Raw genomic sequence first — 17,413 nt, 5'->3', positions numbered from 1 at the left:
TCGTCAATCTCCCCGGATGTCTTGATTTCTATGGCATCGTCCCAGTTTCGTTTTTTTTTAGCTCACCAGAAGAGGCTGCCTCCAGACGGGCAAACAATTCATGCTGGGCAAGTGCTTCTTCCAAAAGCTGAATTTCTTCCGGATCGGTCGTGATTTTGTAGATGACCTTGTGGTAAAGCGATGCTTTTGCAGAAATGCCGTTGGCAATCGCATCTGCCCAGTAAAAGAACGAACGCATTCCCGCCACACCCTTGATCGCATTGGCTCGTGCCGTTTTGTCCAATAGCAAAATGACATCCGCTAAGAGAGACAGCATTTCTTCATCTTGGAAGCCCGTTTTGGCCTTGACGCGCCCGATCATGACCTCTTTTGTCGGCAAATCCATCTTTTCCGTATGCTGGACCCTGTCGCGCAGTGCCTCGTTTAACGGTCTGGTTCCGGCATAGCTGCGGTTTGTCGTGATCACGGCGATGAAGTCCGGATGCCTGCGGATGATTTCCGTGGGAAGGTTGATGCTCCCATCCAGCTCCAGGGCAGAGTTTAGCGCCATTAACACCGCAGCATCGCGAATCACGTTCGGTTCCTGGATTTCCAAAAGATAGCCCTTTTGATAGGCTCTGACGATTTCAGAAGGGTAAAATCGGTATTCAATCGCTTCCCCATCGCTCTTTTCCGCGGCAAGCTTCCCTAATTGCTTCATCATTTTGGCGGCTTGCTCCCCGGAAATCCCCAATGCCTTCATCAAAATTTCCGTGCCGCTTGCCAATCCTTCGTTTTCATAGAGAGCTGTTAAGGCGGTTTGTTGCGCAGGCTGCAAATTGTTTAGGCGCTCAGAAGAAATCACCGGCAAAATAGCTCCAATAATATCTGATTTATCCATATCGGCAAAACAAGTGACTTTCGTGTACGGAAGCCCGAAATTCGCCGATAAAGCTTTTGCCAGTTGAGTCTTGCCAGAACCCGCATCGCCCTCCAGCAAAATGTTGGCGATCTTCATTTCCCCGCGATGCCAGTTGCGCCTGACTTCGTCACTAATGCGCCGCTCTTCTTCGCTGACTTGATGGGTAGGTGGCTTTTTCCACACGAGTGCTTTTTCTTCATCAGTCAACTGTCTATCAGGTGATAAATAATCGTGTCTGTTTTCTGTCATTCCATGTTCCTCCAAATTGTCGTCATGCGGCGTGCTGCTCTGCTTTGTGCCTTTTTTCAACAGCGACAAGCGGGAGCAGGCAAGTGGCATCGCCGATCATCCATGCTTCACTCGCGGCGTGTACCGCTTCTTCGAGGGAAAACGTGTCTTCGACTAGCCGGGTACGAATGTCCCGTTGACCAGCCTTCCGATGAAAACAGGGGTAACTGCGGCTAAACAAAGCTAATAGCCCATGTCTCTTAAAACTTTTGCCAATGAGCGCAGACGCTCGCCGATCAGTTCCCCGTCGTCGCTTAAAATTTGGCTGAACTGCTTGATGTCTTCATGGAGACTTTCGTTGTCTGTGCAGATTGCGACGTTCAGCGCATCGCCTTGCAGGGCAATCCTGTCGATAACGGGCTTTTGCGGATCGTAAAAATGCTCATATCTGTATGCATCGTGAAAATGAGCCAACGACCGGCAAAGCAGCAGCGACAGATCAAGAACGCGATGGAGCGGGAGTTCCTCCGGTTGACTTGCCCCGTTTTCTCCCGCGCTTTTCCACACTTTGGCCGTGATAGCGGCTTTTTTATGGTCACTTTCCCGAGTCAAGCCGAGCGAGAGCGCTTGGACATCCGTGTTTCTGGCATGACGGCCGTCCACTTGATCGTAGTTTTCTGATACCACGACAGGCTTGTGTTCGGACGTAGCGGAGATTTTCATGTTCTTTTCCTCTTTCCTTTTCGAAATTACTGCAAAGTCTATCTGAGTTTTTCGCGAGAAGCAATACTTTTTTGTTATGATTGACAAACATTTCGTTTTTATGTTTATTATTATATAAACTTAATATTAATTTGTTTGTTTTTTTATCGAGCCATCCGCGCCCCTCTTTGGAAGAGAGGGAGCTTGAGGAAAGTATACAGGCAGAAAAACGGATGGAAGACTATTACAGGCTGCAGGTCAGGTGTAGCTCGTGAAAAGTGAGGAGAAACCAAGATGAATCGCAAAGACGAACTGAAACAGACGTTTAAGGAAGCGAAGACAGAGGCGGGCGTGTATCAAATCAAAAACACCCTTAATCAAAAAGTGTGGATTTGCAGTACCCGCAATCTTAAAACGATGAACGGAAAACTGTTCACGCTCAAACTCGGCTCGCATATGAACAAGCAACTGCAAAGCGAGTGGGATGAGTACGGAGAAGAGGCGTTCGTTGCGGAAGTGTTGGAGGTTTTGAAAAAGAAGGAAGACGGATATTTTGATGAAAAGGATGAGCTGGAGAAACTGGAACAAAAATGGCTCGACAAGCTTCAGCCGTATGGAGAACGTGGCTATCATCAGGAGAAAAAGAAATAGGCGTGGGTCTAGTGGAGGGAATGCAAAGCTGTATGGATTGCAAACAAACGAGAGCGAGCCGAAACACGTTATTCTCGCGTTTCGACTCGCTCTGACGGCTGGCATGTCATGATCTACAGACAAAGAAACAGAACGGTCTTAGATGATTATTGTTCGCCTTTAGTGAAAATCTGGAAGGTGATACCGAACTTGTCGCGCACGTTGCCGTAGGCAGGGCTGAAGAATGTTTCCTGCAAAGGCAGATGTACCTGCCCGTCCTCTTGAAGCGCTGCGAAAATGCGTTCTGCCTCGGCTTTATCCTCCAACGAAATGCAAATGGTCACTTGATCGCCTAACTGATAAGGTTGTCCAGGAAACGCGTCAGAAAACATCAATTCGCTGTCGCCAATTTGCAGTGTAGCATGACCCACAAGATTTTTGGCTTCTGGCGGGAGCGGGTACTCAGGGTCTTCCGGCATTTCGCCAAACGTCTGCTTGTAAAGCACTTGCGCACCCAACACTTTTTCGTAAAACGAGATGGCTTCGCTTGCATTTCCGTTCAGGACAAGATAAGGGATCAGACGCAAAGACATGGAGGAATCAGCTCCTTCGAATAGTGGTCTAGGCATGGCTGACGACAGGAGAGCAGACAGGTATTCTGGCTTCCAATGTCATCCATAAGCAAATGATACCACAAAAGAACATACGTTCGCAATAGTGTCAAAAAAAAAACGAGGCCGCATACGCGAATCCTCGTTTTGTTGCGTCTACGCCGCATCTGAAAAGTTACGCGGCTTTTCGACGAATCATGAACAGATAGCAGACAATCGAGCCGATGGTGGCAAGCGCCATGACAATGCCCATCGGCACAGCAGTGCCTTCCCCTCCGATTCCGACCAGCGGAGCGACAATACCGCCGCTGATGAAGGAGAGCAGACCTTGCAAGGCAGACGCACTGCCTGCTGCTTTGCTCTGATTTTGCATGGCGAGCGAGAAGCCTGTCGCCCCGACGATACCGACGCTGGAAACGACGAAGAACAAAGGCACGAGCACGGCAACCAGCCCAGCGTCAAGCACGATCATGGCGAGCAGCGTGATTCCGCCAAGTCCAGCCAGCAAAATGCCAGTGACAAACAGTTTTGTCTCTTTGACTTTTCCGGCAAGTCGTCCGGTAATTTGGCTGGCGATGATAATTCCTACCCCATTCATGGCAAAAATCATGCTGAAGCCTTGCGGAGAGACACCAAAAATTTTCTGGAACACAAAGGGCGATCCGGCGATATAAGCGAACATCGCGGCCGTGACCAGACCTTGCGACAAGGCGTAGCCCATGAAAACCCGATCTTTCACCAGCCCGCCAAAAGTGGCGAGCGTATTGCCGATTCCGGCTTTGGAACGGCGATTGACAGGCAACGTCTCCGGCAATCCGAGCATGACGACGAGCAGCATGACGGCGCCGATCAGACCGAGTGCGACAAACACGCCGTGCCAGGAGGTGAACTCCAGCAGCTGACCGCCGACGATAGGCGCGGCAATCGGCGCAATCCCGTTAATCAGCATCAGCAGGGCAAAAAACTTCGTCAGCTCTGTGCCCGAATACAAATCGCGTACAGTAGCGCGAGCGATGACGATCCCGGCAGAGCCAGCAAGTCCCTGCACAAAACGGAGGAAGATGAACGTATAGATCGAAGGAGCAACCGCGCACAAAAAAGAAGACAAGGCGTATAAAATAAGTCCGATCAAAAGTGGCATTCTGCGTCCGCGTACGTCGCTGATCGGTCCCGCGAAAAGCTGACCGACAGACAGTCCAATGAGGCAGGCGGTCAAACTGAGCTGCGCCATCGACGTACTGGTGGAAAGATCGTCAGCCAGAAGCGGCAAAGCAGGCAAATACATGTCCAGCGACAAAGGGCCAAACGCTGAAAGCGAGCCTAAAATGGTGGCGATCCACAGGCGGCGCGTCTTGTTTTCGGCAAGCGCCGATGAGTCCAGTTCTTTTGCTACATGGTTCAAAGGGATGTTCCAACCTTTCTGTTGTGGAATGAAAAGCAAACGCCCCCGCTACTCTTTGGCTTCTTCAGATGGTTGGGTGTTTTCCATATAAAAGGTCATCAAGTTGCCGTGCATTCTATCCAGCATGCCTTGCAGAACGATTTTTTCTTCATCAGTAAAATCTTCAAAGCATTTTAGTTCAAGAACGCGCAGTGCTTCCTTGACAGCTTTTGTCGCCAAACGACCTTTGTCTGTGAGAAAAACCCGCGAGATTCGCTGGTCGCGTTCGTCAGCACGACGTTCGACCAGACCGCATTTTTCCATGCGATTGATCATGACGGTAAGAGTAGCCGGTTTGACCTGGATTCGTCTGGCCAGCTCTTTCTGAATCAAGCCGTCTGTGTGGGCAAGACGCATGAGGAGGATGGGCTGTCCCGGATAGACGTCATAGTTTTGAATCAAGTATTCAACGTTCTTCTTGTGAAGCTTCATCACATGGCCCATTGCATGCGTCAAAGCAGTAGAATAATCAAATTCCACCAGAGTACCCCCGTTTGTTAGCTGGCTAACAGAATGTAAATGTAAATGATTCTCAATCCACTGTCAATACTGATCTATTATACAAAAACAAAGCGCGCTCGTCATGAGGTTGACCAAGAATGTTGCGAACAAAAGGAAGGAGAGGACCAGCAAGCTGTAGAATGTAAGTTATTTGGAAATGAAAGGACAGGGTGAGCAAAGATGATTGTGAACGAACAAATAAAAGCGGCAGAAGTCAGCCTCACTGGAGTGGACGGAGAAGACCTCGGGATTGTCGCTACCAAAGTCGCGTTGCAAATGGCAAAAGAGCAAGGCGTCGACCTGGTGTGCCTCTCGCTGGCGACAAGTCCGCCTCCGTGCCAACTCGTAAACCGCACGAATCATAAAGAACAGCTCAATCGCGAAAAGGCCAAGCAGCGCAAGGCAGAAAAAGGCATGAAAGTAAAAGAGCTGCGCCTGAGCGCTTTTATCGAAGATCACGATTACGAGACGAAAAAGCGACAAGCCGAAAAAATATTGGCGGCAGGCGACGCCGTGCAATTGACCGTGCGCCTGGAGAAAAAAGAGAGCCAGGAAGCGAAAAAGCTTGTCGAGGGGCTGGTCAAAGAGCTGGCGCATTGCGGAAAACAAGATAAAGGGATTCAAGTGAGCGGCAAACAAGTTGTTGCCGTCCTGCTCCCCAAATAAACAAAGCGAGTGATTTCATGCCATTTACTTTTTCGCATCCGGCGATTGTGCTGCCGCTAAGAAAGTTTGCCTGGGTATCGTTCCCGGCGCTTGTGCTTGGCAGCATGGCTCCGGACTTTGAGTATTTTTTGCGGTTGGCGCCTTACAGCGTCTACAGCCATACGACACTCGGACTGTTTACCTTTGACTTGCCGCTCGTCATGCTGCTTTATTTGCTGTATCGGTTTGTCGTGGAGAAAGGCTTGCTGGCGGTTGTGCCCCTGTGGGTGGCAAAGGGCTTGGCTGGCGACAAGGGCTGGGACCAGGCGAATCGCGGGCGAGGGCGAAGCTTCTTTTTATCGTTTGTGATTTTCGCTTATTCCGCTTTGCTGGGAAGCTTCAGTCACGTCCTCTGGGATTCTTTTACCCATGACCGGGGAAGCATGGTGGAACGATTTGCCTTGCTGCAACAACGCATTTCGCTTGCTGCTTGGGAGGTTCCCGTCTACAAGCTGCTCCAGCACGGGAGCACGCTGTTGGGCGGACTGGCCATTGTGTACGTCATCTGGCGTTGCGGGCGTGAGCGGAGGGAGAGAAGTATCCAAGTCGAGCAGGCGGCAGCGCATGTGAAAGGGCTGTTTTGGATCGGCGTAGCGGCCATGGGCATGGTTGTAGCTTGTTGGGATGCGCTTTTTGTCAAAGGCGTTTCGCCCGTCTTGCATCCGCTGCAGCATGTCGTTCCGTTCATCTCGGGGGCGTTGCTCGGGGTGTGCCTTTTCGCTCCAGTGGTGAGCTGGTTCGGCTTGAAAAATAAGGCTTAGAAAAGAATGCTGGCAACGAAAAAATCCCTCCTTCTTGAGAGGGATTTCATTGTATGGATGGGGAGACGCGGCAGCCCTATATGGTGAAATCCTCGGATTTTAGTGTCAGTAAATCTTCTTTCGTTGGCTCATACACCTTCAACAAGCGCACAGCTTGCACCCGGATTGCTTTTTCGATGTTATTTCGAACAAACCGCGCATTGCTGAAGTTCTCGACGAAAGGATCGTTAAGAGCTGCCGTTACTCGCCGTCTCAATTTCTCACTGGCGTCCTTGCTCAGTTCGTATTCCTTGTTCTTTGACATTAGATGAGCAATTTCCATTAATTCATCTGCATCGTAGTCAGTAAACTTGATGTGAACCGGAAAGCGGGAGGGCATTCCTGGATTGAGTTCAAGAAAAGAGTCCATCTCCTCGTTGTACCCGGCGATGATACAAACAAACTCATTGCCGTAATCTTCAAGTGATTTCGTCAGGCAGTCGATGGCTTCTTTTCCAAAATCTTTTTCGCCGCCGCGCGCCAACGAATAAGCTTCATCGATGAACAAGATGCCGCCAAGCGCTTTTTTGACCAAATCTCTTGTTTTCTGGGCCGTATGCCCGATAAATTCCCCCACAAGATCTGCGCGCTCGACCTCAATCAAGTGGCCTTTTGACAATACCCCCATTTCTTTAAAGATTTTGCCGAACAGTCGGGCGATCGTTGTTTTTCCTGTGCCAGGATTTCCTTTGAACACCATGTGGAATACTTGCTTTTCGATTTTCAGTCCATGCTTTTCCCGTTCTTTATTCATTTTGATGAGCGCATAAATTTCGTAAATCGTCTTTTTGGCTTCATGCAAGCCAATCAGGTTTTCCAACTCATCAAAGACAGAAGCCAAATTGGCACTTGCTGAAGCACGAACAATTTCAGCCAAAGTATTCGGTTGTTTAATACGCAACGGTCGGTTGAAAACGACCTGAATACGATTGGAACTGCTGGACGATTCATGTACATCTGCTGCTGAACTCGCTCCTGCTTGCTTCACCCGTGTCACCTGCCTTGACCATCATACAAAAAGTATACTCAAGGTCAGGGGAAAACCTGCCAAATTTCGTTAGGTAATAAAAATGGGAAGTTGTAAATGATAAAGAAACTTTATCAGTAAAAATAATTAACATGCATAAGATTTTAGCGATTTATTTGGAGTAAAATGAACAATAAAAGCAAGAGGCTGAAGAAACCGTGCAACATCCACTAGTAAAAGCCGTAATTAAAGAACCTTACTATGAAGTCCCAAAATGGTTAAATACCAAACTTTCCATTACTGACTATGTTGTTTTGTCTGGTGAAGCAACCAACGATGAAGTCGATATGTTTATCGCCACGCTGCTCGGATACAACGGTGTACGTATCGAGGGAAAGCCTCAAGAGGTCATTGAAAATTTGATCAAGGAGACGGATGTCATAATAGGTGGGGGCATTTTATTTGCAGACGAAACAAAGCAGATTTTGCCCAGTTGCTGTTCAGGTTTAGAAGCATGGAGAGATGTTTTGCAAGGGGTTATTGAGCAAACGAGTCCATGGATGGGGCATGATCCATCGCCTTGCATGACGTTTAGTGAGGGGAAAGTAAGAGTGTGGTCAGATGATTGTTTGGAAAAGGAATCCAAAAATCATAAGCGCAATGAACTGCATTTTATTGAATATGGCCGAAAAAACCTTATCGCACAGCTAAACAAGGTCGAGCAAGATTTGCTTCATTTTGCGCAAGCTCCCTTGTACAATCGGATATCCATGTTTGATCAGCGATTAGCAAGTAAATTGGCAGAGAAGTTTAAAGAATGGTTCATTACGAAGGAGTGGAGCCAATAATGAAGCCATTCCGAAAGACAGCGAAAAAAATCACTGTGAATGGAGCGGCACTCTTCAAACCCCACAGTTCTGGCAAGCACACGCGCTGCCCCTCCTTGGTGAGGGGCTGTCTGTTTCTGTAGCGCACTTTGAAAGGACAAGGCGGTCCATACCACACATCACACCCGTAACGAAATGGGCAAAATGTGGTATGATAAGAGAAGAAAGGGCGTGAATCGGTGAACGATCTGATCAAAACGAAAGAAACGGCGATCTTGGTCGGTTGCTTTTTGGATAACCGCGATGCAGAGCGAACACGTCTCTCCATGGAAGAATTGCATGAGTTGGCTGCCACTGCTGGCGTTGAGGTGCTCGATGTCGTGACACAGAACCGGGATCGAATCGACTCGGCCTGGTATCTCGGGACGGGCAAAATTGATGAAATTGCCGAAAAGGCCCATGAGCTGGACATTGATGTGGTCATTTTCAACGACGAGCTGTCGCCGAGTCAGACGCGCAATCTCGACAGGATATTCGATTGCAAGGTCATCGACCGGACGCAGCTCATTCTGGATATATTTGCTGGACGGGCGCAGTCCCGCGAAGGGAAAATTCAAGTCGAGCTTGCCCAGTACAATTATTTGCTGCCACGTCTCGCAGGGCAAGGGAAGCAGCTTTCCCGGCTTGGCGGGGGAATCGGTACGCGCGGTCCCGGTGAAACCAAGCTGGAAAGCGACCGACGCCATATCCGCAAACGGATCAGCGAGCTGAAACAGCAGTTGGAAGACACCGTCCGCACGAGACAGCTGCATCGGGAGCGCCGCAAGAAAAACAAAGTGTTCCAGATTGCGCTGGTCGGGTATACAAACGCGGGAAAATCGACCATTCTCAATCAGTTGACGCAAGCCAATACGCTGCAAGAAGATAAGCTGTTTGCCACTTTGGACCCGACGACAAGACAGCTGGAGTTGCCAAGCGGCCTGGAAGTGCTCCTGACAGATACCGTTGGATTCATTCAGGACTTGCCGACGAGCTTGGTCGCTGCGTTCCGCTCTACGCTGGAAGGGGTAAAGGAAGCAGATTTGATTTTGCATGTGGTCGATAGCCACCATCCTGATTTTCGGGTGCACATGGAGGTTGTCGATAAAATTTTGCGCGAGTTGAAAGCGGAAGAAATTCCGCAACTCGTCGTATTCAACAAAGCGGACCTTTTGACAGAACGGTCTTACTTGCCGCATGCGGAGGATTCAATCCTCATTTCGGCCATGCGCAAGGAGGATCAGCAAAAGTTGCTGACGAGACTGGAAGCCTTTGCGCTCGCTTCCTTCCATGAACTGAAGCTGCGTGTTCCGGTGGAGCGCGGAGATATTTTGTCCCTTTTGCATCGTGAAGGGGTTGAAATGGAACAGCAATTTAATGAAGAAGAGGAGTCATACCTGGTCACTGTACGCGTGAACCGGGACCATCCGATCTATGGGCGGATTGCTCCTTTTCTCCTGGATAAACCAGAGACTGTTGAAGAGAGTTGGTAAGATCACCTATGTTTCAATATTTTTCTCACGGGGAAAAGCTTCGTCCTCTCGTCCTGGAGGTAGAAGCGATGATCTCCGAAAGACATCGTCAAATTTCCGCGCTGGTGGACACCAATCAATTGAAGGTGCTGCGCTCTTTTCAAAAGCATGAGGTAAACGAATTTCACTTTTCGCCATCGACCGGATACGGATACGACGACTCTGGCCGGGCTACGCTGGAATCGATCTACGCAGACGTTTTTGGCGGAGAGGCGGCGCTGGTTAGACCGCACATCATTTCCGGAACGCATGCGATTGCCATCTCGCTGTTTGGGATTTTGCGTCCTGGCGACGATTTGCTCTACATCACGGGCAAGCCGTATGACACGTTGGAAGAGGTCGTAGGTGTGCGCGGCGAAGGCCAAGGTTCGCTGAAAGAATACGGGATCGGGTACAGCTATGTGCCTTTGACACCGGAGGGCGAAATCGATTTTGTCGCGGTGGCGCAGGCGATTACGCCCAAGACAAAAGTGATTGGCATTCAGCGCTCGCGCGGTTATGCGGATCGTCCGTCCTTTACGATCGCCAAAATCCGCGAGATGATCCGCATGGTCAAGGAAATTAATCCGGCGCTGATCGTGTTTGTAGACAACTGCTACGGTGAATTTACGGAAGAGCTGGAGCCGCTGCATGTCGGCGCAGACATTATGGCTGGTTCGCTCATCAAAAACCCGGGCGGCGGTCTGGTCAAGACTGGCGGATACATCGTCGGGCGGGAAGACCTTGTGCGTCTCGCTTCGTTCCGGATGGCAGCACCAGGGATTGGCGCAGAGGGCGGGGCGTCGCTGTACTCGCTGTTGGAAATGTTTCAAGGCTTTTTCCTGGCGCCGCACGTCGTGGGAGAAGCGCTGAAAGGCGCGGTGTTCTCCTCTGCGCTGCTGGAACGTCTTGGCTTTCAGACCAATCCGCTCTGGCATGAACCGCGCACGGACCTCATTCAGTCTGTCGCTTTTGGCAGCGCGGAACGGCTGATTACTTTTTGCCAAGGGATTCAAAAAGCAGCTCCCGTCGATTCGCACGTCACGCCGTACCCGAGCGAAATGCCAGGGTATGCAGACCCGGTTATCATGGCGGCGGGAACGTTCATTCAAGGAGCGAGCATCGAGTTTTCCGCAGACGGTCCGATTCGCCCGCCATACTTGGGCTTTGTGCAAGGCGGTTTGACGTACTCGCATGTCAAAGTAGGGATTTTGACGGCGTTAAACGGCTTGCTGGACAAAGGATTGCTCGAATTGCCTGAGGCGTAAACGGTTTTTACAAAAGGAAAGACGGCATTCTCTCGGATGGGAGAAGCCGTCTTTTTGCTATTCGACTGTGCGCGGACGGTACTGCGAGAAACAACCATTGAGGCAGGCATGTCGTGAGATCAATACGGGGATAACGTGGATTTTTTCAAAAGAGGTCACTTTCTTGCGTAATATTTTCTAACATCCGTTGACAGTGTTTGTGCTTTTGCATAAAATAAAGCATAAGGAAAACGATAGAGGAGGGACAAGTCATGAGTGATGACCTTCGCCGGAATATGGCCCTCTTTCCAATTGGGATCGTCATGAAGCTGACTGATCTCACTGCGAGACAGATACGCTACTATGAGCAAAATGACCTGATTCAACCGGCTCGCACGGAAGGAAAGCAGCGGCTTTTCTCCTTCAATGATGTAGACCGACTGTTGGAGATCAAGGAACTGATTGAAAAAGGACTCAACATTGCAGGGATCAAGCAAGTGTTGAAATTGCAAGAGCCTGTCATGGAACCGACGGAAATTTCTACAACGTCCGAAGTGAAGCGCAAGGACATGTCTGACAAGGAACTGCATCAGCTGCTAAGGCAACAAATCATGTATCGCAATGCAGCCCGCCCAGGCGAGGACGCATTGATTCGTGGAGAGCTTTCCCGCTTCTTCCACTGATATAAAGTTGTGAGAGAGACAGGAGGAGAGAAATGTGAGCAAGTACACAAGAGAAGACATTATGCGATTGGCCCAAGAAGAGGACGTGAGATACATCCGTCTGCAGTTTACCGACCTGCTGGGGATTATCAAAAACGTGGAGATTCCTTCTTCCCAACTGCCGAAAGCATTGGACAACAAAATGATGTTTGACGGTTCTTCTATCGAAGGTTTTGTTCGTATTGAGGAATCGGATATGTACCTGGTACCGGATTTGGATACTTGGGTTGTATTCCCGTGGGGTAACGAGCATGGGAAAGTTGCACGTCTGATCTGTGACATCTATATGCCAGATGGCTCTCCATTCGAGGGTGACCCTCGCTACATTTTGAAACGCGCGCTGAAAGAAGCAGAAGAAATGGGCTTCTCCGCGTTTAACGTGGGACCAGAACCTGAGTTCTTCCTGTTCAAGCTCAACGACAAAGGCGAACCTACGCTTGACCTGAACGATCAGGGTGGCTATTTTGACTTTGCTCCACTCGACCTCGGCGAAAACTGCCGTCGCGACATCGTTTTGACGCTGGAAAAAATGGGCTTTGAAATCGAAGCTTCTCACCACGAAGTGGCTCCAGGTCAACACGAGATCGACTTCAAATACGCAAATGCTTTGCAAGCAGCTGACCAAATCTTGACGTTCAAGCTGGTTGTCAAAACGATTGCGCAAAAACACGGCTTGCATGCGACATTCATGCCAAAACCGCTGTACGGCGTAGCGGGTTCCGGTATGCACGCGAACCAATCCTTGTTCCGCGGCAATGAAAATGCTTTTTATGACGAGACAGACGAAATGGGCTTGAGCCAAACAGCGAAGCATTACCTCGCAGGTATTTTGCAGCATGCTCGCGGTTTCACAGCGATCACCAACCCGTTGGTGAACTCCTACAAACGTCTGGTGCCTGGCTATGAAGCGCCTTGCTACGTGGCATGGTCCGCGAAGAACCGCTCTCCTTTGATCCGTATCCCTGCCTCCCGCGGCATGGGAACTCGCATCGAGGTGCGCAGCCCAGACCCGGCAACAAACCCATACCTCGCTTTGGCTGTCATGCTGAAAGCAGGCTTGGATGGTATCAAAAACAAAGTGACTGTGCCGCCAGCCATCGATCGCAACATCTACGTGATGACTGAGCAAGATCGCGAAGCAAACGGCATCGAAAACTTGCCAGCAACACTGAAAGAAGCAATCGAGTGCCTGAAAGCCGATCCAGTGATCTGCGAAGCGCTGGGCGAGCATGCACTGATGCACTTCATCGAAGCAAAAGAAATCGAGTGGGACATGTTCCGCACACGCGTTCACGACTGGGAGCGCGAGCAGTACATGGCTGCTTACTAAGAAGTCCAAACCCCTTGTACCTTATGGTGCGAGGGGTTTTTTTGTTTTGGTGGGTGCGGGTGTAAAAATCGCCTCATCCACAAGCGCACCTACAAATCACCCACAAATCACTCATAAATCTTCTGCATATGGTCTTCAAATTTTCTCGTGAAGGGCCGAACCCGGAGTGCTTCAAGGCGATTTACACAGGCTTTACCTCTGCGTCGACCGGACGCCAGTTCCGTTTCAACGAGGAAGACCAGGCAAACTTCAACCAGCAGAGCACGCTATTTCTGTTGAAACCTGATCTTGCCGAGACGCAATGGAAAACGGAAGACGCGGGCATCGTCAGCCTGACGCGGGAACAGTTCATTGAGGTGGTGCTGGAGGCAGGGCAGCATAAGCAGGAGCAAATCGCTAGGTACTGGACCTGAAAGCTCAGGTCGAAGCTGCTGAAACAAAAAACAAGTGAAATCTGTCAACTGGTAGGAGGTCGAGCGCATGGACTTGAAGCGCTTGGACCTTCTTTTTGTATCTGGTCGCTCGCCTTTGGCGGGGGCTATACAGTGGTTTACTGACTCACCATACAGTCACCTTGCTATCGTGCTGGATGACATGCACATTGCGGAGATGGATTGGCGGTTTCCATTGCAGCGGCACCACAATAATTATCCACCGTGGCAATGTGACGTGTACCGATATCGCGGCGAGCTGACAGCGGCGCAGGTTGCCACAATGACCGAATTTATCCAGGCGCACATCGGGACGGTGGACAAGATGTTTGAGGCAGCGGGCATCAGGCTGAGGAGCGGCGATATCGGCAAGGTTTCGCCTGCTGATTTGGCACGGTCAAGCCTGCTGCAAAGAGTCGCGTAGCTTTACATGACAACAAGACTGAGAGCCAGCCCCGAACAGATCGGGGAAATTTTTGTTCCCGGATGAGGGGGGATAGGAACATGAATTTTGACGGCATGATCACAGTTATTACAGTTGTGTCTGGACTTACAGGCATTGCGTTGGGGTGGATTGGCCGGGTCAGGACGGGATCAGTAAGGATGGACTGATGCCATGCAACGCGTCCACGTCTATGGATATGGGGGTGCTTTTGACTGATGAAGTTCAGCAATCAAGAGTCCATCACGGAAATTCGCAAAAAGCAGCAGGAAACGCCGGAACAAAAGATTGTCAGGCTGGAGGCGGAGCTGGTCGCCGAAAAAAATGACAAGTTCACAATCATGGAGGCAACTGCTCAACTGTATGAGGAGTTGCTGATGTTGAAAGAGCAGATGCCAGGAGGGACGGCAGAGTGGCAGCAATTTACTACAGTTTGATCAAGGCAGGCAGGCGGGAGATGGAACAAGTTCCCGCGCATCTTCGAGAGGAAGTGCAGGCGATGCTTGATGCTGAAATCAGCGCTAATTAATCTTGGCATCTGGTTCGTATCTTTGGGGGGGAGGTGAGGACATTTTGGTAGCGATCTACGTTGCTCTGATCGTCGCTGGCCGCCGCATATACAACAGTGTGTCGGTTGGCTTGAAACCAGCCGTAAAAGAAGACCCGGAAGCATTGGGGCTAGGCACTGAAGGTAAGCCTTTGGTGTAATGCTCCATTCGTTGAAAGGGGTGTTTTTTATGGGGGCGGCTAATGTGGCTCCCTATATATTTGTCGAAAACAATTTGTGTCAATGCAGACATAATTGGTGTACAATAAAAACGCCCATTGTGAATTTTCTTTCTTATCCGTTGATGGAACGCCGTGTGCGATGAAAGTCGCCTGCACGGTGTAGGCTCGAACGAAAACCCTCGTAAAGAGAAGGGAATAAGTCGAGAATAGCACACCAATATTTAATCTTGGAACAATGTTTGAAGATGGAGCAGCATTTGGTCCACAGGAATTACCATACAATCACAATCTCAGTGCAATCTTCCTGGATCAAGCGAATGGCCCTGGTACGGTTACATTTTCGAACGCGAGAAGCAGTGATCCTGCTGTAGGAAACCCTAGAATCCAGCATGGTGCGATGAATGTATCGTTGATCGTAGATAAGGTTGGGGTAGGGGAAACAACGGTATCATTTGATTACACTGACATCACCGGCGTCACCCGCACGCACTCTTGGGTTTTTAAGTTTAATTAATATCTTTGCTTCCATCAATGGCCCTCGGGAAATCCCGGGGGTATTTTTTATCAACTAGACCATGAGCCAGCCCCGAGCCGACCGGGGCAATTTTTACTGCACCGAGGGGAGAGAGGAAGAAGAGCGAATGGACAACTTTATCAAAACAGGAATTGCTATCGGAGGCGCAGCAGCCTCGTTTCTTTTTGGCGGCTGGTCAGCATTGCTCAGTGTGCTACTCGCATTCGTCATTTTTGATTTTGTCACTGGCCTGATTGCAGCCGGAATGGAAGGAAAGTTAAAAAGCAAGGTCGGTATGATCGGCATTGCGCGGAAGTTGTTCATCTTTTGCATGGTTGCGATGGTGCATCTGATCGACATGTCGCTTGGTGACCAAAATTTCATCCGCGACGATCTTTTTTTACCTGGCAAATGAGCTGCTAAGCATTATCGAGAACGCGGGACGCATTGGCCTGCCCGTTCCCGAATTAATTAAGCGAGTAGTAGAGGTACTAAAAGGGAGAGGGGAAGGGAAATAACATGCAAATCACAGAAATGCTACTCACAAACTCAACAGCCAGACCAGGTACAAAGATTGTCCCGAAAGGACTGGTCATCCACTGGACAGCCAACGAGAAAAAAGGCGCCGATGCGGTAGCAAACCGGAACTACTTCAACAAGCCGACGACAGAAGCCAGCGCTCACTACATCGTGGATGACTGGCAGATCGTCCGGTGCTTGCCGGAAATTGAAATGGGCTACCATGTCGGGGCGAAATCGTACAAGTCAGGCTATCGCCACTCGGGAAACCGGGCGTTTTTTATTTGCAAGTTTCCCAGTTGTTCGAATGAGAACTAACGTTCTTGTTTGGGGCGAACTTATCGGCAGGAGAAGGCTTTGGCCGACAGATGAAGCTGGCGGAAGCGACGAATGATGCCATGGAGCTGTATGAGGCAGCCTGCCGGTTGTTTGCAGTATCGGGATCAACCTGGAACAACTCGTTTCCGATCATGCCGTGCAGCTGAATTTGTTCACAGACAACCACAAACGCCGTTCGCTCGCCCGGACGATCGATGAGATTCGTACGCGGTTTGGTACGGACGCGATTTTGCGGGCAGCCTCTGTCACGGAGGCTGGTCAGGCGAAAGAACGCGCGCAAGATCGGGGGGCACTATGAGTGAAAGAGACGCGTGTCTCTAGAAAAGATAACGTGTTTGCAGCCAGTCGATTTGTACTGGCCGGATCAAGCTGGTAAACGATGAGGACTGGCAGTGGATATCGATAGATGCTACCATGTCTGTCCGTTCATAGCCTTACCCTGCCGGACATAGTAAACTAGAGTAAAGTGAACAAGGTGGGGCTATTTAATGAAAAAAGTGCTGGTTTATATTATGGGTGTTAACGAGGCATCCGAAGCCTGGGAGCTTAGCAATGACACGATCAGAGAACTATGCAAGAGCGGTAAAATCGTCGCTGCACCAATTGACGACACATGGGCTATACTTCGTGAGCAATCAGAAGCAACCTTGCAACTGATCGAGGACATTCGGAAGAAAGAGAGTCTGTATCATGTTGCTGCAGATTCACCTGATGAGCCAATCATCAATTTATTAAAGGATATCGTACTACCTTTAGATCAGCCTATCGAAACGATCTTTGAGTATGACACTGGTCGCCTTTCTACACGAGCTATAAATGCACTGAGAAGAGTTGGCATCAGAACAGTACGCCATTTGGTTGAATCCACCTTTAATCGACTTTGGCCTATTCGAAATTTGGGCAATCGTGCTCTGATGCATACTTTTCACGCATTGAAGCAAGCAGCTACAATCCCGTCACCTTGACTTGGTGACGGGGAAACCCCTTGTGCCTCATGGTGCGAGGGGTTTTTTGTGCTCCACTCTTTGCTCATTTTGTCTACATCCTTTGCCTTAACGAGATATAATGGAATCATAAAACGTAAAGTTCACTTTAAGTCAAGGATGGCCGTTATGTCAGGGCTTAGCATTGGTCAATTGGCTGCAAAAGCAGAATTGAGCGCATCGACACTTCGTTATTATGAATCTGTTGGATTGCTGCCAGCGCCTGAGCGAAAAAACGGTCAGCGCCGCTATGATGAATGTTTGCAGAAGATAAACAATACGGGGGCGTGTTAG

24 protein-coding genes and 1 pseudogene are annotated in these 17,413 nt (G+C 49.7%); 19 read left to right on the top strand and 6 right to left on the bottom strand.

The window, feature by feature from the left end; all coding sequences use genetic code 11:
* Positions 1-28: 28 nt before the first annotated feature.
* Both NST23_RS15775 and NST23_RS15770 read right to left on the bottom strand, forming a co-directional pair.
* The gene (locus tag NST23_RS15775; protein ID WP_280648503.1) at positions 29-1,150 is read right to left on the bottom strand and encodes an AAA family ATPase; all 1,122 of its coding nucleotides are present in this window, start codon (positions 1,148-1,150) and stop codon (positions 29-31) included.
* A 222-nt stretch (positions 1,151-1,372) separates the two neighbouring features.
* Entirely contained in the window at positions 1,373-1,852 is a 480-nt protein-coding gene (locus NST23_RS15770; RefSeq protein ID WP_173596515.1) for a DUF6530 family protein, read from the bottom strand.
* 273 nt (positions 1,853-2,125) lie between these two features.
* On the opposite strand from NST23_RS15770, the gene NST23_RS15765 reads away from it, so the two are divergent.
* Complete coding sequence (locus tag NST23_RS15765) at positions 2,126-2,482, top strand: GIY-YIG nuclease family protein (RefSeq protein WP_173596516.1); 357 nt, start codon at positions 2,126-2,128, stop codon at positions 2,480-2,482.
* Positions 2,483-2,628: 146 nt separating this feature from the next.
* Here the strand turns inward: NST23_RS15765 and NST23_RS15760 are convergent, their stop codons facing one another.
* From NST23_RS15760 to NST23_RS15750, 3 genes are all read right to left on the bottom strand, one after another.
* Positions 2,629-3,054 (bottom strand): VOC family protein, encoded by a 426-nt coding sequence (locus tag NST23_RS15760; RefSeq protein ID WP_122965281.1) that lies wholly within the window; start codon positions 3,052-3,054, stop codon positions 2,629-2,631.
* Positions 3,055-3,247: 193 nt separating this feature from the next.
* Complete coding sequence (locus NST23_RS15755; RefSeq protein WP_173596518.1) at positions 3,248-4,474, bottom strand: multidrug effflux MFS transporter; 1,227 nt, start codon at positions 4,472-4,474, stop codon at positions 3,248-3,250.
* A 48-nt stretch (positions 4,475-4,522) separates the two neighbouring features.
* The gene (locus NST23_RS15750) at positions 4,523-4,993 is read right to left on the bottom strand and encodes a MarR family winged helix-turn-helix transcriptional regulator (RefSeq protein WP_063227529.1); all 471 of its coding nucleotides are present in this window, start codon (positions 4,991-4,993) and stop codon (positions 4,523-4,525) included.
* Positions 4,994-5,194: 201 nt separating this feature from the next.
* Here NST23_RS15750 and infC point away from each other — a divergent pair, with 201 nt between their 5' ends.
* A complete protein-coding gene (infC, locus tag NST23_RS15745; RefSeq protein ID WP_063227528.1) occupies positions 5,195-5,680 on the top strand; it encodes a translation initiation factor IF-3 in 486 nt (161 codons plus the stop codon).
* A gap of 17 nt (positions 5,681-5,697) precedes the next feature.
* The gene (locus tag NST23_RS15740) at positions 5,698-6,480 is read left to right on the top strand and encodes a DUF4184 family protein (RefSeq protein ID WP_340964067.1); all 783 of its coding nucleotides are present in this window, start codon (positions 5,698-5,700) and stop codon (positions 6,478-6,480) included.
* 76 nt (positions 6,481-6,556) lie between these two features.
* Here the strand turns inward: NST23_RS15740 and NST23_RS15735 are convergent, their stop codons facing one another.
* On the bottom strand, positions 6,557-7,507 hold the full coding sequence (locus NST23_RS15735; RefSeq protein ID WP_173598855.1) for an AAA family ATPase: 951 nt from the start codon (positions 7,505-7,507) through the stop codon (positions 6,557-6,559).
* Between the two features lie 197 nt (positions 7,508-7,704).
* Between NST23_RS15735 and NST23_RS15730 the strand changes: the two genes are divergently transcribed.
* The 16 genes and pseudogenes from NST23_RS15730 (at position 7,705) to NST23_RS15660 (ending at position 17,413) form a co-directional block, all read left to right on the top strand.
* Positions 7,705-8,334, top strand: a complete 630-nt coding sequence (locus NST23_RS15730; protein WP_340964064.1) for a hypothetical protein — start codon at positions 7,705-7,707, stop codon at positions 8,332-8,334.
* 218 nt (positions 8,335-8,552) lie between these two features.
* Positions 8,553-9,845 carry a GTPase HflX gene (gene hflX / locus NST23_RS15725; protein WP_340964062.1) on the top strand — a complete coding sequence of 431 codons (1,293 nt, stop codon included), beginning with the start codon at positions 8,553-8,555 and terminating at the stop codon, positions 9,843-9,845.
* Between the two features lie 8 nt (positions 9,846-9,853).
* Positions 9,854-11,131, top strand: a complete 1,278-nt coding sequence (locus tag NST23_RS15720; protein WP_122965287.1) for a methionine gamma-lyase family protein — start codon at positions 9,854-9,856, stop codon at positions 11,129-11,131.
* 251 nt (positions 11,132-11,382) lie between these two features.
* Positions 11,383-11,793 carry a MerR family transcriptional regulator gene (locus NST23_RS15715; RefSeq protein WP_063230129.1) on the top strand — a complete coding sequence of 137 codons (411 nt, stop codon included), beginning with the start codon at positions 11,383-11,385 and terminating at the stop codon, positions 11,791-11,793.
* 34 nt (positions 11,794-11,827) lie between these two features.
* Complete coding sequence (gene glnA / locus NST23_RS15710; protein WP_122965289.1) at positions 11,828-13,162, top strand: type I glutamate--ammonia ligase; 1,335 nt, start codon at positions 11,828-11,830, stop codon at positions 13,160-13,162.
* Positions 13,163-13,290: 128 nt separating this feature from the next.
* The gene (locus tag NST23_RS15705) at positions 13,291-13,575 is read left to right on the top strand and encodes a DUF4376 domain-containing protein (protein ID WP_244226807.1); all 285 of its coding nucleotides are present in this window, start codon (positions 13,291-13,293) and stop codon (positions 13,573-13,575) included.
* Between the two features lie 67 nt (positions 13,576-13,642).
* On the top strand, positions 13,643-14,017 hold the full coding sequence (locus tag NST23_RS15700) for a hypothetical protein (protein ID WP_122965341.1): 375 nt from the start codon (positions 13,643-13,645) through the stop codon (positions 14,015-14,017).
* 236 nt (positions 14,018-14,253) lie between these two features.
* On the top strand, positions 14,254-14,472 hold the full coding sequence (locus NST23_RS15695) for a hypothetical protein (RefSeq protein ID WP_242771146.1): 219 nt from the start codon (positions 14,254-14,256) through the stop codon (positions 14,470-14,472).
* Positions 14,448-14,564 carry a CD1375 family protein gene (locus NST23_RS15690; RefSeq protein WP_255679063.1) on the top strand — a complete coding sequence of 39 codons (117 nt, stop codon included), beginning with the start codon at positions 14,448-14,450 and terminating at the stop codon, positions 14,562-14,564. Before NST23_RS15695 ends, NST23_RS15690 begins: the two co-directional genes overlap by 25 nt.
* A gap of 44 nt (positions 14,565-14,608) precedes the next feature.
* Entirely contained in the window at positions 14,609-14,743 is a 135-nt protein-coding gene (locus tag NST23_RS15685; protein ID WP_254223122.1) for a CD1375 family protein, read from the top strand.
* A gap of 662 nt (positions 14,744-15,405) precedes the next feature.
* Positions 15,406-15,796: pseudogene (locus tag NST23_RS15680) on the top strand (phage holin family protein).
* Between the two features lies 1 nt (position 15,797).
* On the top strand, positions 15,798-16,115 hold the full coding sequence (locus tag NST23_RS15675; protein ID WP_340964059.1) for an N-acetylmuramoyl-L-alanine amidase: 318 nt from the start codon (positions 15,798-15,800) through the stop codon (positions 16,113-16,115).
* A gap of 5 nt (positions 16,116-16,120) precedes the next feature.
* Positions 16,121-16,282, top strand: coding sequence for a DinB/UmuC family translesion DNA polymerase (locus NST23_RS28480; RefSeq protein ID WP_445662491.1), 162 nt, complete (start codon positions 16,121-16,123; stop codon positions 16,280-16,282).
* Positions 16,273-16,434 (top strand): hypothetical protein, encoded by a 162-nt coding sequence (locus NST23_RS28475; protein WP_373926282.1) that lies wholly within the window; start codon positions 16,273-16,275, stop codon positions 16,432-16,434. The genes NST23_RS28480 and NST23_RS28475 overlap by 10 nt, the downstream gene beginning before the upstream one ends.
* A 190-nt stretch (positions 16,435-16,624) precedes the next feature.
* A complete protein-coding gene (locus NST23_RS15665; RefSeq protein WP_173596530.1) occupies positions 16,625-17,101 on the top strand; it encodes a DNA-directed RNA polymerase subunit alpha C-terminal domain-containing protein in 477 nt (158 codons plus the stop codon).
* Between the two features lie 138 nt (positions 17,102-17,239).
* Positions 17,240-17,413: a MerR family DNA-binding transcriptional regulator gene (locus NST23_RS15660; protein ID WP_340965192.1), complete on the top strand. Its 174-nt coding sequence runs from the start codon at positions 17,240-17,242 to the stop codon at positions 17,411-17,413.

It is taken from the genome of Brevibacillus sp. FSL K6-0770, assembly GCF_038000275.1.
Taxonomy (GTDB): Bacteria; Bacillota; Bacilli; order Brevibacillales; family Brevibacillaceae; genus Brevibacillus; species Brevibacillus parabrevis.
The sequence above is the reverse complement of the archived record's forward strand: the minus strand, read 5'-3'. Positions and strand labels throughout refer to the sequence as shown.

Excerpts from the sequence above, each read along its gene's own strand:
- NST23_RS15775 (WP_280648503.1), bottom strand. The coding sequence starts at position 1,150 with ATGACAGAAAACAGACACGATTATTTATCACCTGATAGACAGTTGACT.
- NST23_RS15770 (WP_173596515.1), bottom strand. The coding sequence starts at position 1,852 with ATGAAAATCTCCGCTACGTCCGAACACAAGCCTGTCGTGGTATCAGAA.
- NST23_RS15765 (WP_173596516.1), top strand. The coding sequence starts at position 2,126 with ATGAATCGCAAAGACGAACTGAAACAGACGTTTAAGGAAGCGAAGACA.
- NST23_RS15760 (WP_122965281.1), bottom strand. The coding sequence starts at position 3,054 with ATGTCTTTGCGTCTGATCCCTTATCTTGTCCTGAACGGAAATGCAAGC.
- infC (WP_063227528.1), top strand. The coding sequence starts at position 5,195 with ATGATTGTGAACGAACAAATAAAAGCGGCAGAAGTCAGCCTCACTGGA.
- NST23_RS15740 (WP_340964067.1), top strand. The coding sequence starts at position 5,698 with ATGCCATTTACTTTTTCGCATCCGGCGATTGTGCTGCCGCTAAGAAAG.
- NST23_RS15720 (WP_122965287.1), top strand. The coding sequence starts at position 9,854 with ATGTTTCAATATTTTTCTCACGGGGAAAAGCTTCGTCCTCTCGTCCTG.
- NST23_RS15715 (WP_063230129.1), top strand. The coding sequence starts at position 11,383 with ATGAGTGATGACCTTCGCCGGAATATGGCCCTCTTTCCAATTGGGATC.
- NST23_RS15705 (WP_244226807.1), top strand. The coding sequence starts at position 13,291 with ATGGTCTTCAAATTTTCTCGTGAAGGGCCGAACCCGGAGTGCTTCAAG.
- NST23_RS15700 (WP_122965341.1), top strand. The coding sequence starts at position 13,643 with ATGGACTTGAAGCGCTTGGACCTTCTTTTTGTATCTGGTCGCTCGCCT.
- NST23_RS15695 (WP_242771146.1), top strand. The coding sequence starts at position 14,254 with ATGAAGTTCAGCAATCAAGAGTCCATCACGGAAATTCGCAAAAAGCAG.
- NST23_RS15675 (WP_340964059.1), top strand. The coding sequence starts at position 15,798 with ATGCAAATCACAGAAATGCTACTCACAAACTCAACAGCCAGACCAGGT.
- NST23_RS15665 (WP_173596530.1), top strand. The coding sequence starts at position 16,625 with ATGAAAAAAGTGCTGGTTTATATTATGGGTGTTAACGAGGCATCCGAA.
- NST23_RS15660 (WP_340965192.1), top strand. The coding sequence starts at position 17,240 with ATGGCCGTTATGTCAGGGCTTAGCATTGGTCAATTGGCTGCAAAAGCA.